Below are 17,478 nucleotides of genomic sequence, written 5' to 3'. Positions count from 1 at the left end.
TAAAAATAGTTCTTTGTTGTCATTAATTATCGGAAAAGTTGTCTTTTTTTAACATTCTGTACTGATATGGCGTTTTTCCATAATTTTTTTGGAAATCTCTAATAAACGATTTGACATTTGGAAAACCATGAATTAATGCAATTTGTTGGATTGTCTTATCACTCCCTATCACATCTTCATAAGCATTATACAAACGAAAATCAGTCACATATTTTTTATAATGAATTCCAAACACCTTGTAGAAAACACGACTAAAATGAACAGGGCTAACAGCAAATTCCTTAGCAATCTTTTCTAAAGATAAATCTTCATTATAATTCTCTTCAATATAATCCAATACATATTGTTTAGAATTTAAAAACTTTTTATATTTATGATTATCATTAATTGGAACAGCACAATACTTGACCAGTATATAGACAAGATCAAGTAATAATGCCTTGATTTTAATATAAGCATAATCATCTAAATTTTCATATAATTCAATTAACTGATTAAATATGATTCTTATATGATCTAACTGAGTATCATCTTTATATAAATCAAAATAATATTTATCTATCTCTGGATATGATTCTTTCATAAAATCATATGCTAGTACAACTATTAATCCTTCTATTTCACCAGAATCCTCAGTTTCTTCCACAGTATGTAATAATCCACTATTCACAAAAACAAATTCATTTTGATGAATAATATATTCTTCATTAACAACTTTTAAACGTACTGCCCCTTTCATAATCATCGTTATCTCAATACTTCGATGCCAATGAACAGGAAGTCTCTTTTTTCCTCTATCTGATTTCCAATCATTCAATAGTTCTCTATTAAAATAAGTTATTTTTGCAGGAATTTTATTCTCTAATTTGACTTTCTCGTATTTATATTCCATCAATGATACCTTCATATTCTTTGCATATTATCAAATAGATAACAGTAAGTTAAGTTTAAGTGACTCGATAATTTCATTAAATATGATCCTTTCTTTTTCTAATTGATAACTTATTTTTATAACAAGAAAACTCAATTAAAAAAACTTCATTGGTTTTTCAAATCGAGTTTTACTTGATAGTTCATTTATCCTCAGTAATAGTTTCAATAATATCTAAAATATATATTATAAGATAGCTTCTTATAAGTCAATATATTTTATGGCACTCCCACTGACAAAACATGAGATATCTTCAATATCCACATTCCTTGGCCTTACGTATAACTCGCAGCAACACTATCTAAACTATGCCATAGCCTATTGTTATGTTACGTGCTATCATATGGGAGCTTTTTTGATGTTGATTGCTACAATGGTGTCTCATTTATGCTTTTTTATACAATCTGGACATTCCCATTTCCTGATGCTTAGGTTCTTGACAGTGTTTCTACTGAAACATACGAAGCACGAATAGCTTCCATTTTCATGCACAACATGACCTTCTATCACCTAGTGGAAGTTTGATTTCCACCCATCCAATCTTAGTCTTATACAGTTATGAGAAGTACATATATATTCTTGATTGTTCTTGGTCATATAACTGCTGTCATATCACTTCTTCCTAAAATGTAGAAATTCCTTATGTTCCTTAAAGAACTTAACAAAGACAAATCTGTCTGTAAGACTATGAAACAAATAGGAAGCATTTCATTCACAGATCAAAGATGTGATATTCATCCTTATTTCAATAAAATATATGTAATCAGTTTATTTCAGTAACTCTGAGTGACTTATCAGTTGTTATTTTAATAAATCAATTCTATCTTAGAAAATTGTACTTTTACCAAAAAAAAGAAGGTTTCCCTTCTTATAAATCGCAAATACCTGTTCCTTCACCATACATTGCATACCAGTCACTATTGAAGTCATCAACTGCTTTTTCAATGCTTGGATTCTTAAAGATTGTCTTTAATACATCAACTGGTGCCGTAATTGCATGAGCTCCATAATTGAATGAATCTCTGACTTGTTGCACACCTTTAAAACTTGCTGCGACAATCTTGCATTCATATCCATCCATGATAATACGATTTGATAATTCATTGATCAGTTCCATTGGATCACTTCCTAAATTACCAATACGATTCACATATGGAGCAATATAATCTGCACCTGCTGCAAGTGCCATATATGCCTGCATTAAATCATAGACTGCTGTTGCTGTGACATGAATACCTTCAGCTTTTAATAACTTGATAGCTTTAATTCCTTCATATGAAACAGGAACCTTAATATAAACCTCTTCATCAATTTCTTCTAAAATACGATGAGCTTCTTTAACAATTGTTTCACAATCTTTAGAAATCACTTGAACATGTAAGCTTCTTTCTTTTCCAATGATATTTCTGATTTCTCGCATATGATCAAAGAACTGAGCTGGTGATGTTCTTTTGACAATCGAAGGATTGCTTGTTACTCCAACAATTGGCATATGTTCTACTGCATCTTTAATTTCTTCTAAGTCTACTGTGTCAATAATAAATTCCATTTCTTTTTTCTCCTATTCAATAATTAAATTTTTTAAACCTGTTTGATAAACCAAATCATAGAAATGTTGCATCTGTTGTTGATCAAACATTTTTAAATTGGTTGGTAAGCCATATTCTAATTCAACAAGATCATACTTAGATGAAGCCAAGGGATTATAATTTAATAATTCATACTTGACCTCTGGATAAGTTTTGATTAAGAATTGGGCTATAGCTGTTATATTGTCATCAGTAGCACTCATTGATGGAATCAATGGTGTTCTGATAATAACCTTATCTTGATATTGACTTTCTAATATATATTTTATATTGTCTTTGATTAAATGTGAAGAGACACCTGTATATTGCTGATGTTTTTTTTCATCATATATTTTCAAATCAGCATAAATAAGGTCTAAGTAAGGCAATGCCTGTTTGATGAAATCTAATGGGGCATATAATGATGTTTCAATGGCTGTATGAATGCCCTCTTCATGGCAGCGTTTTAATAATTCAATCAAGAAATCCCCTTGCATAAAAGGTTCTCCACCTGAAAATGTTACGCCGCCTTCTTCTCGAAAGAAAACTTCATCTTGCTTGATCTTTATCAATAATTCTTCAATATCGTAATATTCACTATCATAGCGAATAGCACCTGTGGGACAATACTTCACAAGATTATCAAAGTTATCAAAATCTTTATGAAAATAAGGACGATCATTTTGATAAATCATTTGACCTTCTCTTGCATATTGTTCACAACGACGACAATGAATACAACTCTTTTGAAAATAGAGTGGTTGACGCTGTGCTGATAATCCTTCAGGATTTTGACACCAGACACATCTTAAAGGACAACCTTTGAAAAAAACAGTTGTACGAATACCATGTCCATCATGAACAGCAAATCTTTTGATATCAAAAACCAGTGCCTTAGATATCTTCATATGCTGTTCTCTCAATAATTTCATCCTGCAGTTTACCAGCTAATTCAACGAAATAAGCTGTATAACCAGCAACACGAATAGTTAATGATTTATGGCGTTCAGGATGAACTTTCGCATCTAACAAATCTTCTCTTCTGACAACATTAAATTGAATATGTGGGATTTCCAAATCCACAAAAGCACGTAAGAAATTTTCAAACTTTAACATACCTGTCTTGGTTTTGAAGAATTCTGGTAAAAATTTCATATTTAAAAGTCCACCATTTGTCGTTAAACTATTATTCAAGCGTGAAACTGATTTTAAAACTGCTGTTGGTCCTGACAAATCACGACCATAGACTGGTGACATTCCACCATCAGCAAGTGGTGTCAAAGCATTGCGACCATCTGGCGAAGCACCTACATTCTCTCCCATTGGAACATGAGCAGAAACTGTATACATACCTGTATGATAAGGACCACCACGATAATTCGTAAATTCTTTCATTCTTGCTCTAAAATATTCAGCCCATTTTGCTCCTAGAAGATCAACCCATTCAATATCATTTCCATATTTTGGTGCTTTATTTAATAACATTGCCTGAGTCATTTCATGTCCTTTAAAATCATCTTGTAAAGATGCAAGTAATTCATGTCTTGAAATCATCTTTTCATCATAAACCAATTCCTTGATTGCAGCTAGAGAATCAGCTAAATTTGCGACTTGAATCATCTGTATACCAGATAAATTATATTTTGCTCCACCACGAGTCACATCCATCCCCTTTTCTAAACAGTCATCAATAACTGTTGATAAGAAAGCTGATGGTAAGCAATCTTGATGAGCTTTTTCTACAACTTCTTCTGCTTTCATCATTTCATCGATAAAATAATCTATTTGTTTTTGGAAAGCATTTTCTAAATCCTGAAATGTTTCATAAGTTTCAAGACCACCTAAATCTAATCCTATTTGCTCTCCTGTCAATAAACATTTCCCATGATTCAATGTTAATTCTAATGCTTTATTCAAATTGAACATGGCAGCATCTGACCAACCTAAATTATTTCCATGTGTTGTCAATTCAACGCAACCAACAATTGCATAATTCAAAGCATCTTGTCTTTCTATTCCTAAATCATGAATCATTGTTTCAACAATAGCTTCATCATTAAAGAACTGAGGCATTCCACTCCCCTTTGCAACAACCTTAATCGCTTCTTGCATCAATTCATGTGACGAATTTTTATTCAAGCGAACTGATAAGTTTGGTTGTGGTAATCCTAAATGATACTGAGCTTTTAAACAAAGTAAAGAAATCTCATTATATGTGTCCTGACCTTTTTCATCCAATCCACCAATTGCAATATTAAAACCAATTGGGAATCCAGCAAAATATTTTGCACTATGTTGATTTCTCAAATAAACAATTTCATTAAACTTCAACCATAAACATTCTAATAACTCCAAAGCATATTGATCATCAATAAGTCCTGCTGCTTTATCTTTTTGATAAAATGGATAAAGATATTGATCAATTCTCCCTGGTGAAAATGATGATGCATTGGATTCCATGTGTAAAATCACAAAGAGGAACCATAATGACTGCAATGCTTCATGGAATGATTCTGGTGGACGATTTGATAAGTTCAAACAATTATCAGCAACCGTTTTTAATGTCACTTGAAATTGAGGTTCAACATGCGGAATCATATCTTCAATATAATCATGATATCTTGTCATAAATGTACAAGCTCCTTGTAAAACTAAGAGTGTACATTCATAATATTCTTTTTGATCTTCAGAACATGTTTTTAATTTTTCCTGTGTTTTTTCAATTAGACCTTGTGGTCCTAATTCTAACCAAAGCTTAGAATCTGGACAAATATGACCTTGAGCATGATCTTTTTGATTGATTTTGACAACCTTGGCAATGGCATTAATTTCTTGACCATATTGATTGAAAATGACATCTTCCATTGAATGACCTTTCCAATATGGATAAATCTTTTCTCTAAATTCTTTCATATCTTCTTCTCTTACAAGAAATTTATCTTGAGGGCGATAGGGTAAGTTTTCAATTTCTTTATCCACCCATGAACAGCCACTTTCAGGAAAAACAACACCATAACGAACACCTTTTGTTCTATTTCCAACAATGAGTTCTTCTTTTTCTACCCCTATTTCTAATTCTTCTAAAGCTGCTTTTAAAGATAAGGCTCTTTTTTTAGGAACGGATAAATCTTCATTTTCTTGATAGACACGGGTAATAATTCTGGCTTGTTCAATAGAAACATAGCGTGGTTCATTAACCATTTTCTCTTTTAAAGTCTTGATTCGTTTTGTTTGATATAACTCTTCCATAACTTCCTCCTATATTATCACTAAACCATAGTCTTCTAAAGTCGCTTTCATCTTTGTATGCACGTCTTTAGAAAGAATGAGACCACTCACATCATTCAATGATGCAAAGACATAACTTCCATCTTCTTTTAACTTTCTTTCTTCACATAATAAATAGTTCATTTGTGTTTGCTGGATAATTGCTGCTTTCATAAAGCCATCTTCAACATGATAAGTCGATAATTCTCCAGTCACTGTATCAACACCAACCACTCCTAAAAAAGCTTTATCAAGTTTAAATGATTTGACCATTTCAACAGAAAGGGAACCCCAAAAGCCATCCCGTTCTTGATTTAACTGACCACCAATAAAAATGATTGAAATATGAGAACATTGATTTAAGATATTCAAAACTTCTATCATATTGGTCATAACCGTGATTTGAAGTGATGATTCTCTTAACAGTTTTGCAATTTCCAGACTTGTAAGCGAAACATCTAAAAAAATCGTATCTTGTTCACGAATAAGCGTCATAGCCTTTTGAGCAATCATCACTCTTTCATCATTAGGGGTATTTTTACGTTCTTCACTATTATACATATGTGGATTTTGACGAATACTGACCGCTCCCCCATAAGCTTTTTTTAATAATCCTTTTTTCTCTAATATAGCCAGATCTTTACGAATACAATCTTCCGTCACAGCAAACTTGACACTTAAATCCTTGACTCTGACACTACCTTCCATATTCACTTGATTCACAATACTTTCTTGTCTTTCTTGAGCAAACATACATTCTCCTTTCTTATTATTTTTTATTGTTTATTATTATTTCATCTTTATTATAAATCATATTTTTAAGATTTCAAGACTTATTTTCATAAAAAGTAATAAAAATCAATAATAACATAAGAATTTCAATATCCTACTCAATTTCATTATCAATCACGTAAAAAAGAAGTAACGTCAATGTTACTTCTCAATCAAATCAATATAAATAATGAGTATCTATTAAGTAGCCAATCAATCGCATTGATTTGCTTTATACCATTATGGGAAATAATAGGTGTATAATCCATTGTTAAGAGATATTTTGGATGATGGTCTTTTATTGCTTTCAATGGATCAAATGCTCATTCTAAAGTATCACTATTTATGAATATACAATTTATACAAATAATTTGTTTTTCTGTAACTCCCACACGTTTTTATCACATTTTTATAAAATCATTTTAACAAATTGCATATTATTTTTAAATTTGTAAAATACATTTTACAAAAATATATATCATAACAACATATTATCTTATAGAAAATGATCAAATTATGTGTTCTAGAATATGAATTAATCATTTTGTTCAATCGTTTTCACAACACGACAAGGGTTACCAAATGCCACAACATTTTCAGGAATATCTTTATTCACAACGCTTCCCGCTCCAATGACTGAACCACTTCCAATTGTTACTCCAGGTAATACAATAACATTTGCTCCTAACCAGACATTATCACCTATCGTAATAGGTTTGGCTTTTTCATAACCAGCATTTCTCTTTTTATAATTCAGAGGATGAATCGCCGTATATAAACCAACTGATGGTCCAATAAAGACATTATCTCCAATTGTAATTTGCGCACCATCCATAAAATAAGCATGAGAATTAACAAAAATATTTTTACCAAACTGAATATATGGTCCACAATCACATAAGAATGGTGGAACAATTTCTAAATTGTGAACTTGAGATTGAAATATTTCTTCAAGAATTGATTGACGTTTTTTTAATTCCAATGGATCTGTTTGATTGTATAAATAACAAAGATGATGTGTATTTAATCTATCTTCAACGACTTGAGGATTATGATTAGGATCATACCACATACCTAGTAACGCTTTTTCACGTTCACTTACTGCTGGTATATCAAAAATTTCTAATAGTGTCTGGATAACGCCATGTTCATTGTTTGATGGAACAATATAATCAGCAATATCCTTAATCGCCTGACTCCCGTTTTTCATAGCAAAGCCATATTTCACTTTTTGAATCATTTTTATATCATTACCACCATCACCAAAAGCCGCACATTCATCTAACGAAATATGATATCTTTCACATAGAAATTCAATAGCTGTTGCTTTATTAAAACCTGAAACAATTAAATCAATACTTCCATGCCCACTTGATACAGGTTCAATCACATGACTTAAATCCTTTATGAGTTCTTGTAAAATATCATCAGTTTCATCTTCAGGAACCATTAAAGCAATCTTTAAGATTGTATCATCTATTTCCTGTAATGATTCAATCATTTCTAAACGATAATAATATTTAGAATAACAATGATAAAATTCTATACTTCCATTGAGTATATATGCCGATTTCATTCCACATAAACAAATACCAATGCGTTTATCTTTTTGTAATCTTTGAACAATCACTTCAACATCCTGACAAGAAATTTCATTATGAAAAATCTCTTGTTGCTTTTCAATAATCAATGCTCCATTTTCACTTATATATGTTAATTCATCTTGAAAATCATCAAAAAAAGATTTTAATTGATAGTATTGATTTCCACTCGCAACAACAAAATGAATATCATTTTTCTTAAAATACTCATATATTTTTCTAAAAACACTTCTTTGATAATTCATTTGGTCATCTAAAAAAGTTCCATCCATATCTACCGCAATAAGTTTAATCTTTGCTTGCATTTCTTTCATATCATTATATTCCACTATTCTAAAGCCCCTTTCACTTTCTTTTTTGTCAAACAGCGATTTTGACGATTTGCCAAAGCATGTATTCTTCCTTGCAATAATATTTGTCTTCCTGCTTGATTTCTCGTATAAATAACCTGATATTTGCCAATAAACGATTTCATATATTGAGCAAAAATTTCAGCATCGCTTTTCCGTTTTGCAAAAATCTCAGGAATTGCAAAATAACCATCCATTTTACGTTTTCTTCGTTCCTTATATAATATATATCTTTGATTATCAATAGCATCAAAAAATTCATACATACACTTAGCAAATAAAGTTTTATCGTGTCCTGTTCCACCAGCCAAATAAATTGTATGATAAATTCCTGTCAACTCTGTTTTCACTATACAGTTCATTGATTCTAAATGTCCAGTTGAACGCATTGCCTGTAAAATGCCTTCACCTAGTATCTGTAAACGAGCTAAAGGATTCTTATACATTATTATTTTTTTAATACATAAAAATAAGCAATATAAGATAATAAACAGATATACACCTAAAATAACTGCTGATATTCCCAACATTGGCAAAAAAGAAATTCCAGCAAATATTCCTAGACATCCACAAACTATTACAATAATCATATTCCTAATGGCATCTGTTAGTATAACAGCAGTAATCATTTCCTCTTTAGTTCCTATTTCCTCTACCACTTCAATTTTATCATAAACTGCTAAAGACTGTTTCCATCTTGATAGAAGTTCTTGTCTATGAGAAGATAATTTTAACATCCTTTGATTGGTAGACTGAATGTGATGTTTACTTAAAGGAAGTTTAATTGCTGTTAAACGCTCTGTTCCATTCTCAATAATATTTTCTGTATAATGTAATCCTAAAAAATGCTCCATACGTCGACAAAAAGTTTGATAATCTTCACTGCCTTCCAACCCTTCAAATGAATTGGCTTTTTGTGGGTCTACACAAACCAAATGCCAGATATGACTTGTTTTTTGTGGATTGTTTTCAAGCGTACGAATGGCTCTTCCTCGCATTTGATTACTTAACATAAATGATCCAACAAAACTCGCAAGAATAAGCGTATTCACACATGGTGAATCCCATCCTTCTCCTAATAAAGACTTCGTACCAATTAAAACTTGAATATAGCCCATTTCAAATAATGAACTCACTGCTTTGACAATAAAATGTTTATCGCCAATTACATTGACTTTTACGTATTCATCTTGCGCTATATGACCAACTGATTCAAACTGAATTCTATCTGGTTCATCGACTATATACATAAGTTCTTCTTTTGCATGACTAGGAATAATAATATAGGTTCCACAAAGAACACCATATTGAATATCTTCTTTACGTTTTTGATTTTCTCTTCTTAATAATTCAAAAAATGGTAAAACACCTAAATTATAGACATCTCTTGTTTCATCACCAAGAGCATTTTCATATTCTTTACGTATATAATCAGTCAAAATTAATAATCTTAAATCTCTTTGCATTGACTTGTATTCATGAAAAACTATCTCTTTGATACTTTCACATTTTCCAACTGATTTGACTAACATTTTTTCAATGGCCTGATTGACAACTAACATCACTTGATTTCTTTCAATAAAACCTTGTGATTTTAATTCTTTGATGAGTTCTTCTTGATAGTCCCGATCTATAATATATGATGATGTATCTTCATACAATAATCCTTGTAATAAAATCTGTAACCATTTTAAAGACATTTTTTCTAGTTTTTGATAACCTAGAATTTCTTGAAATTGAGAAGGATAAGGAAGTCCTTTTTCATGAAGATAAATAATAATCGATGATAAATACTCTGGTTTTTCTAACAAAGCATCTAAATCAATTCTTCCATTTAAACACAGATGTGTTTGAATAACGGATTGAAATTGTGAATCATTCATGATTCTCTCTAAAAATAATTCACTTCTATTTTGAAAGACTTTAATATCTTTTTCTTCATCTTTCGTTGGATAATTAAAGTAAACATAGTCTTGATGTGGACATAGACTGCTTTCTTTAACCAATTCAGGAACGGTAATTTCTTCATCAATCTCACCACACATATCTATATAACGATTCCACATTGAAAGAGAAGAATCATAAGGTGGCGTTGCTGTTAAAGCAATCGTATAATCTGGTTTTATTTCCTTCTTGAATGTTTCTAACGCTTTCCACCATTCACTACGTAGATGGTGACATTCATCTAAACAAATTGTTTCTATCTTAGCATCACGCATTGCTTGTAAGAAATCATAATCATGATAATCAACAATTTCTTTACATTCCATACCTTCATTTTCATCTTCAATGAGTTCTCCCTGATATCTCGACATAGCACTATAAACCGCCTGATATGTTGTCACTGTTATTAGTTTTAACTCTTTAATATCCTGTGATATATAATCATCGGCTTTAATACCTGTACATAAAAAAGCTTCTTCTATTCTCTCTATCCATTGTTCTCTTATAGTAATTGTAGGAACAAGTATAATAGCTGGTTGATCTAACAAGCGAATGAATTCAATCCCTAATGTTGTTTTTCCAGAACCTGGAGCAGCCACAATATGGATTTTTCCATCAGTTTTATACTCTGAAAAATGACTAAGCACTCGTTGCTGATAAGAACGCCATTCTCCTTTAAATTGTAGAATATGATCATATATCATAAAATCCCCTCCATTATTAAAAACATCATATCATAAATAATAAGATGAAACGAGAAAAACATCTCTTGAAAAGAAATGAAAAAAAGAGCGGCAACGCAGGCATTGTTGCTCATAAAACATTTGTTTTTGTTCTTCAATATATTTTCTAATAAATAGTCAACTATTTTATTATGAATGAATATCTTATATCGACTTCACGAATTCTAACTCTTCTCTATTCAATTGAAACATAAGATATTTTTAAAATGAGTATTCTTCATTTGTTAACAAACAATCAACGATGTTATAAACCATTTCAGATTTCATAATTTGATTGATACAACAAACTTTCTTCCCTGCATCTTTACTTGATGCTCCACAATGATAGACTTTTTCTGTATCCAATTTATAATCTAAAATAATAAATCTATCATGACATTGCCCATTATTTTTCTTTATTGAAATTGTTGGATATTCTTTATTAAAATTATCAAATTCTAATTCATTTAATTGATTTCTTCTTATTCCTTTATTATCAGAGAATATAATAACTTCTACATCTTTATGCTTAGCAGTTAATAAAGATAATGTATGGATATTAATATAGTCATCAACAATATAAATAGAATGTTTGGCTTTCTTATAGATTTCTATATAAGCATCATTGGCTTCAAATTGCTGATTATTTAAAATAACAATCTGCTTTATATTATCTACATCAACAAACTTATCCATAATCACTTTGATATCTTCTTTTGTTGCCATATATTCTTTTATTTGATTTATATCTTCTTCATGTTTAACTAGTCTATGACTCATAAAAAGAATATCCTGATTATTAAAAAGTTGATTATTTTCTGCAATATAATGTCTCATCTCTTTAAAGGTTCTCATAATTAAAATACTTTGTTCTATTGCTAAATCACCTTTCAAAACAGTTGATAACATGTAAATTCCTTGTTCTGTAAATGCAAATATCTTATAAGTTCTTCCTCCTTTTATACCAATTGTTTGTATCGAGGTCGCAAATTGCGACCTCGATACTTCAATCATTTCTTCATGCGTCAATTGAAACATAAAATCCTCTGGAAACCTTTCAATATTTCTTTTAACTTGCTCATTTAGTCTTTTCACAGTATAACCATACAATTTTGCTAAATCAGAATCTAACATTACTTGTTGTCCTCTTATTACATAGACTAAATCTTTAATCTCAACCTTCTCCATTACTGCAATACTTTCTTCATTTCCGTTCATTTCAAATTCCTCTCTTTCTTAAAATAAAAGAGGCAAAGTGAAAACACATATGAGCATGTATTATTCATTTTACCTCGAAAACTTCCGTACTTTTATTATAACACGTTAATTGCAAAAAGCAACATCCCTTTTAACCATTGTTAAAGAAGAGATTTGAAATCAATAACCAGAAATCACCATTGAAGAAATATATTGGGCATAGTGTTTTTTCCATAAATAATGACTTCTGAATCATCAAACTCTTGCAAAGCTTTTTTTCAACTTCTATCATCAAAGAAACACTAGTGACAATTCCTTTAACATAAGTGATATCATACCTAACATCATACTTTCATTGTATCACCACATACCCATAATTATTTTATATTCTTACCCTGCTTTCTTCATACTACGACTTGCGATGATATCAATACCTAATCCAAAAATATCTTTCACAATAACATCTTTTTCATGAACTGGTGCTTCTACTTCTACTTCTTTTAACAACTTCATTGTATCCGCTATTTTCCCAAAAGGAATAGGTGAAGAAGATATGACTGGTAGTTGATGATAAATCGCATTTTTAATCACAACTGTCGTTGTCAACATACGCGTTGGGTTTGTCATTTCTGCAATTGCGTATTGTTTTCCTCTTGGACAAGTATTGCCTGTAACTTCAATATCGTCTCCCTCCTGTTTAACAGTCAAATGACATCCAACTGGACATGTGATACAAATCATTTCTTTTAACATTCTCTCAACTCCCATTCTATATCATCATGAATTTGAGCTAAATCACTCGCCTTTAAAATGACTTTTTCCATTTCTGCTGGAGCCACACTACGTTTTTTCACAACTTTTTCAAAATCACCACTCTTGATAATGATTTGACAAGCTTTATGAGGATTGCGCACTCTTAATGAACATTCAATATCTTCATTTGTATCTGCATGAATAAATTGTGGAAGAACATAAGAAATACCAGCACCAGCAATTTGTTTCAAAAGTTTCCCACTTGCAGTTTTTCCATTGATATATTGCACAGCATAATAGCCTGCTTTATTTGCTTCAGAAGTCACAAAATCCACAAGATCATGAACATGTAATACATTTCCACAAGCAAAAATACCAGGAATAGATGTCATATAACATTCATCAACAATAGCACCTTTCGTCTGTGGATGAATACGAATACCTGCATCTTCACTTAATTTATTTTCTGGAATTAATCCCACTGATAATAACAAAGTATCAACTTCAAATTCTTTTTCAGTTCCGGGTATAACTTGTCGATTTTCATCAACCTTAGAAATGATAACTTTTTCAAGATTATCTTTCCCAACAATTTTTGTTATGGTATGGCTGAGATAAAGAGGAATATTAAAATCTTCTAAACACTGTTTGATATTACGGGCTAATCCATTGGAATATGGCATTAACTCTGCTACCCCTAAAACCTTTGCTCCTTCCAAAGTCATTCTTCTTGCCATAATCAAGCCAATATCTCCACTCCCTAAGATAAAGACTCTTTTCCCAACCAAATAACCATCTAAATTCAAGAATTTTTGTGCTTGACCAGCATTATAAATTCCATTAGGGCGTGTCCCTTTAATATCAATAGCTCCACGTGTTCTTTCACGACAACCCATTGCTAAAATAATGGCTTTTGCCTGAATATCTAAATAACCATATTTTGGCGAAACAACTGTGAGAGTTTTATCATTTCTCATTTCAATGACTGTACTTTCCAACCATATATCAATATCTGGGTTATTTTCAACACGATCAATAAATCGCTGAGCATACCCTGGTCCGCTGAGTTCTTCTTTAAAAGTGTGCAGTCCAAAACCATTATGAATACATTGCTGCAATATGCCCCCACATTCAACACCTTGCTCAATAATTAAAATATCATGACAGCCATTTTGACTTGCAACGTACGCTGCTGCGAGTCCTGCACTTCCTCCACCAATAATTACGATATCATGTGTTTCCATTAAAGTGCCTCCTTTGCCTTCGCAGGTAATATATTGGTATGCTGTCCTTTATACTCAATATTCTGCTTATCTTTATGAAGCTCTCTTGCAAGTATTGCAAGAACCTCTGGTGAACAAAATCCACCTTGGCATCCTCCCATTCCAGGACGACATCTTTTTTTAACACCATCAATGGTTGTCGCACCACAATAACGGTGTATTACATCAACAATTTCACCTTCACTGATTTTTTCGCAACGACAGATGATTTTTCCAAAACGTGCATCTTTTTGTATCATTTGATTTCTTTCTTTGGATGACAAATGTGATAAAACAATATCTCCGCGACGTTTTTGATAATGTTCTTTTTTAGTTAATGGAAAAACTTTCGCAACATAGGTTTCTTTCACATATTTTGCAATTGCCGGTGAAGCCGTTAATCCTGGTGATTCAATACAAGAAACATGAATAAAATTTTTATAAAGATCATCTTCTTTAATCACAAAATCTCCAGTATTTCCTGTTGGACGCAGACCAGAAAAAGTTCTAATGACTTTTTCAAATGGAACATCCTTAACTGTTTTTACAACATTTTTTTTGACTTCATCTAAGGCATCCGTTGTTGATACATCATCTTTATCAGATATAGGTTCGCTATTTGGTCCTAACAAAACATTTCCATGAATTGTTGGAACAACCAAAACACCTTTTCCTTTTGAAGAAGGAGTTGGATAAATAACATGATTAACAATAGGCTCTGTTAATTTTCCAAGAATATAATATTCACCTCTTCGAGGTGTAATCTGATAATGATTATTTTCTAAATATCCAGCAATCTTATCTGCATAAACACCAGCTGCATTGATAATCATTTTTGTCTCAAATGAGTCTTGATTTGTGAAAATACGGTATCCGTTTGATATCGGTTCAATTCCTTTGACTTCATGGTTTAAGAAAAGTTCAACTCCATTTTCCATCGCTTCTTCCATTGCTGCAATTGTCACTTTCCAAGGTGTTATAATTCCTGTTGTTGGAAGTGATAATGCTTCCTTGACTGTATCTCCAATATGTGGTTCTTCAGATATAATTTGTTCACGATGAAGTCTTGTGTAAGGGATTTTTCGCTCTTTCGCCTGTTTTTCAAGTCGGTCTAAAGTTTCTGATTCTTCATCACTTGTTGAGACAACAAAAGCACCAATTTGTTGATAATCAACTTGTAATTCTTTACATAAATCCGGGAACATACGATTTCCTTCTAAATTAAATTTTGCTTTTAAAGTATTTGGTTTAGGATCATGTCCCGAATGAACAATGGCACTATTTGCTCCGGTTGCTTCTAAAGCAACATCATTATTCTTCTCTAAAACAACAACATTCAATTGATATTTTGATAATTCATGAGCAATTAAACTTCCTGTAATCCCACATCCAATAATAACTATGTCTTTCACTTTAATCCTCCTCAAAAGCCTGACAGCTCTTTACTGCTTTTTGCCAGCGTTTGTACATTGTTTCGGATTCTTGATTATCTATATGAGGCTGATAAGTTGCAAGAACATCGGCTGTAAAATCTTCTATTTTCCAAAAACCAACTGCAAGTCCTGCCAGATGCGCAGCTCCTAAAGCTGTTGTTTCATTCACTTTCAAGCGTGTGACTGGAATTTGTAAGATATCACTTTGACATTGTAAAAGGAATTTGTTTTCCGTTGCTCCACCATCAACAAAGAGTTCTTTAATCTTTATATTTGTATCTTGCTGCATTGCAATGACCAAATCTTTACTTTGGTAACACATCGCCTCTAAGGCTGCTCTTGCTAAATGTTCTTTTGTCGTACCACGTGTAATACCAACAATAGATCCTCTTGCCTGATCATCCCAATATGGAGCACCTAATCCAGTAAAAGCAGGAACAATAACGACTCCATTCGTATCTTTGACTGAAAAAGCCATTTCTTCAGTTTCACTTGCTTTATGAATAATCTGCAGTCCATCTCTTAACCATTGAATTAAACTTCCTGATACAAAAATACTCCCTTCGACTGCGTATTTTGTTTCACCATTCAATTGCCACGCAATGGTTGTTAACAAACCATGATTTGACAAAACAGCCTGTTCACCGGTATTCATCAATAGGAATCCACCTGTTCCATATGTGTTCTTCATCATGCCTTTTTCAAAACAATTCTGACCAAATAAAGCCGCCTGCTGATCACCAATCATTGAAGCAATTGGCACTTCATGATTATAAAAATGATAAGGTGCAGTATGACAATAAATTTCACTTGAGGAAACAACCTCTGGCAACATGCTTTCAGGAATCCCAAACAATTCTAACAATTCACTATCCCAGCATTGTTCATAAATATTATAAAGTAATGAACGTGAAGCATTTGTAATATCTGTAATATGGCGTTTTCCGCCACTCAGTTTATAGACTAGCCAAGAATCAATTGTACCAAACATGAGTTCCCCGTTCTCTGCTTTCTCCCTGACCCCCGACACATTTTCAAACATCCAAACAAGCTTCGTTGCCGAAAAATAAGGATCTAAAACCAATCCTGTTTTTTGTCGAATCATCTCTTCTTTTCCAGCGTCTTTGAAACGCTGACAAATTTTATCACTTTGGCGTGATTGCCATACAATCGCATGATAAACAGGAATTCCTGTGTTCTTATCCCACACAACTGTTGTTTCTCTTTGATTTGTAATCCCAATTCCAACTACTTGTTCAGGTCTAATTCCTGACAATTGAATCGTTTCTGTCATAACCGCTAATGTTGATAACCATATTTCATTAGCATCATGTTCTACCCAACCTGGATGGGGAAAAAACTGTTGAAATTCTCTTTGGGAAGACATAACAACTTCAGAGTTATGATTATATAAAATTGTTCTGGTACTTGTTGTTCCTTGATCTATCGCAAGGATATATTTTTCCATATATTCCACCTACCTTATTTTAATTAAATCACAATTTCATACCTTAAACAATCAAAAGACATCTTCCCTCTAAAAGAAAAAGGTTAAATAATCATTTCTATTATTTAACCCACTTATTATAGAATCATTTTCTTTTGATCCAGCAATTTTTCTATAATTGGATGGAAATGATAAATATCACTTATTTGATTGATTCCACATAACCTTCTTT

Annotated in this window: 13 protein-coding genes; all 13 read right to left on the bottom strand. The window is 31.8% G+C overall.

Going from position 1 to position 17,478, the window contains the following annotated elements:
* Positions 1-22 precede the first annotated feature (22 nt).
* The 13 genes from BN1865_RS04365 to glpK all read right to left on the bottom strand — a co-directional run bounded on the left by BN1865_RS04365 (position 23) and on the right by glpK (position 17,267).
* The gene (locus tag BN1865_RS04365) at positions 23-892 is read right to left on the bottom strand and encodes an AraC family transcriptional regulator (protein ID WP_050636044.1); all 870 of its coding nucleotides are present in this window, start codon (positions 890-892) and stop codon (positions 23-25) included.
* A gap of 907 nt (positions 893-1,799) precedes the next feature.
* Positions 1,800-2,480 carry a fructose-6-phosphate aldolase gene (locus BN1865_RS04360; protein WP_050636043.1) on the bottom strand — a complete coding sequence of 227 codons (681 nt, stop codon included), beginning with the start codon at positions 2,478-2,480 and terminating at the stop codon, positions 1,800-1,802.
* 12 nt (positions 2,481-2,492) lie between these two features.
* Positions 2,493-3,407, bottom strand: a complete 915-nt coding sequence (locus BN1865_RS04355; RefSeq protein ID WP_082189894.1) for a glycyl-radical enzyme activating protein — start codon at positions 3,405-3,407, stop codon at positions 2,493-2,495.
* Positions 3,394-5,748 (bottom strand): glycyl radical protein, encoded by a 2,355-nt coding sequence (locus tag BN1865_RS04350; protein ID WP_050636041.1) that lies wholly within the window; start codon positions 5,746-5,748, stop codon positions 3,394-3,396. Before BN1865_RS04350 ends, BN1865_RS04355 begins: the two co-directional genes overlap by 14 nt.
* 9 nt (positions 5,749-5,757) lie before the next feature.
* A complete protein-coding gene (locus BN1865_RS04345) occupies positions 5,758-6,519 on the bottom strand; it encodes a DeoR/GlpR family DNA-binding transcription regulator (RefSeq protein WP_050636040.1) in 762 nt (253 codons plus the stop codon).
* A gap of 191 nt (positions 6,520-6,710) precedes the next feature.
* Positions 6,711-6,848: a hypothetical protein gene (locus BN1865_RS18560; protein ID WP_198527234.1), complete on the bottom strand. Its 138-nt coding sequence runs from the start codon at positions 6,846-6,848 to the stop codon at positions 6,711-6,713.
* 224 nt (positions 6,849-7,072) lie between these two features.
* The gene (locus BN1865_RS04340; RefSeq protein ID WP_232780325.1) at positions 7,073-8,467 is read right to left on the bottom strand and encodes a Cof-type HAD-IIB family hydrolase; all 1,395 of its coding nucleotides are present in this window, start codon (positions 8,465-8,467) and stop codon (positions 7,073-7,075) included.
* Entirely contained in the window at positions 8,467-11,136 is a 2,670-nt protein-coding gene (locus tag BN1865_RS04335; protein ID WP_050636039.1) for a DEAD/DEAH box helicase family protein, read from the bottom strand. The genes BN1865_RS04340 and BN1865_RS04335 overlap by 1 nt, the downstream gene beginning before the upstream one ends.
* A 240-nt stretch (positions 11,137-11,376) precedes the next feature.
* Complete coding sequence (locus tag BN1865_RS04330) at positions 11,377-12,372, bottom strand: ORF6N domain-containing protein (protein WP_050636038.1); 996 nt, start codon at positions 12,370-12,372, stop codon at positions 11,377-11,379.
* Between the two features lie 369 nt (positions 12,373-12,741).
* Positions 12,742-13,104, bottom strand: a complete 363-nt coding sequence (locus BN1865_RS04325; protein ID WP_232780324.1) for a DUF1667 domain-containing protein — start codon at positions 13,102-13,104, stop codon at positions 12,742-12,744.
* Positions 13,098-14,348 (bottom strand): NAD(P)/FAD-dependent oxidoreductase, encoded by a 1,251-nt coding sequence (locus BN1865_RS04320; protein WP_050636036.1) that lies wholly within the window; start codon positions 14,346-14,348, stop codon positions 13,098-13,100. The genes BN1865_RS04325 and BN1865_RS04320 overlap by 7 nt, the downstream gene beginning before the upstream one ends.
* Positions 14,348-15,778, bottom strand: a complete 1,431-nt coding sequence (locus BN1865_RS04315; RefSeq protein WP_050636035.1) for an NAD(P)/FAD-dependent oxidoreductase — start codon at positions 15,776-15,778, stop codon at positions 14,348-14,350. Before BN1865_RS04315 ends, BN1865_RS04320 begins: the two co-directional genes overlap by 1 nt.
* A gap of 1 nt (position 15,779) precedes the next feature.
* Positions 15,780-17,267, bottom strand: a complete 1,488-nt coding sequence (gene glpK / locus BN1865_RS04310) for a glycerol kinase GlpK (protein ID WP_050636034.1) — start codon at positions 17,265-17,267, stop codon at positions 15,780-15,782.
* Between the last annotated feature and the right edge of the window lie 211 nt (positions 17,268-17,478).

This window comes from Candidatus Stoquefichus sp. SB1, from assembly GCF_001244545.1.
Taxonomy (GTDB): domain Bacteria; phylum Bacillota_I; class Bacilli_A; order Erysipelotrichales; family Coprobacillaceae; genus Stoquefichus.
This window is presented reverse-complemented; position numbering and strand designations above follow the sequence as displayed.

Coding starts and splice junctions, on each gene's coding strand:
- BN1865_RS04365 (WP_050636044.1), bottom strand. CDS start 892: ATGGAATATAAATACGAGAAAGTCAAATTAGAGAATAAAATTCCTGCA.
- BN1865_RS04360 (WP_050636043.1), bottom strand. CDS start 2,480: ATGGAATTTATTATTGACACAGTAGACTTAGAAGAAATTAAAGATGCA.
- BN1865_RS04355 (WP_082189894.1), bottom strand. CDS start 3,407: ATGAAGATATCTAAGGCACTGGTTTTTGATATCAAAAGATTTGCTGTT.
- BN1865_RS04350 (WP_050636041.1), bottom strand. CDS start 5,748: ATGGAAGAGTTATATCAAACAAAACGAATCAAGACTTTAAAAGAGAAA.
- BN1865_RS04345 (WP_050636040.1), bottom strand. CDS start 6,519: ATGTTTGCTCAAGAAAGACAAGAAAGTATTGTGAATCAAGTGAATATG.
- BN1865_RS04335 (WP_050636039.1), bottom strand. CDS start 11,136: ATGATATATGATCATATTCTACAATTTAAAGGAGAATGGCGTTCTTAT.
- BN1865_RS04330 (WP_050636038.1), bottom strand. CDS start 12,372: ATGAACGGAAATGAAGAAAGTATTGCAGTAATGGAGAAGGTTGAGATT.
- BN1865_RS04325 (WP_232780324.1), bottom strand. CDS start 13,104: ATGTTAAAAGAAATGATTTGTATCACATGTCCAGTTGGATGTCATTTG.
- BN1865_RS04320 (WP_050636036.1), bottom strand. CDS start 14,348: ATGGAAACACATGATATCGTAATTATTGGTGGAGGAAGTGCAGGACTC.
- glpK (WP_050636034.1), bottom strand. CDS start 17,267: ATGGAAAAATATATCCTTGCGATAGATCAAGGAACAACAAGTACCAGA.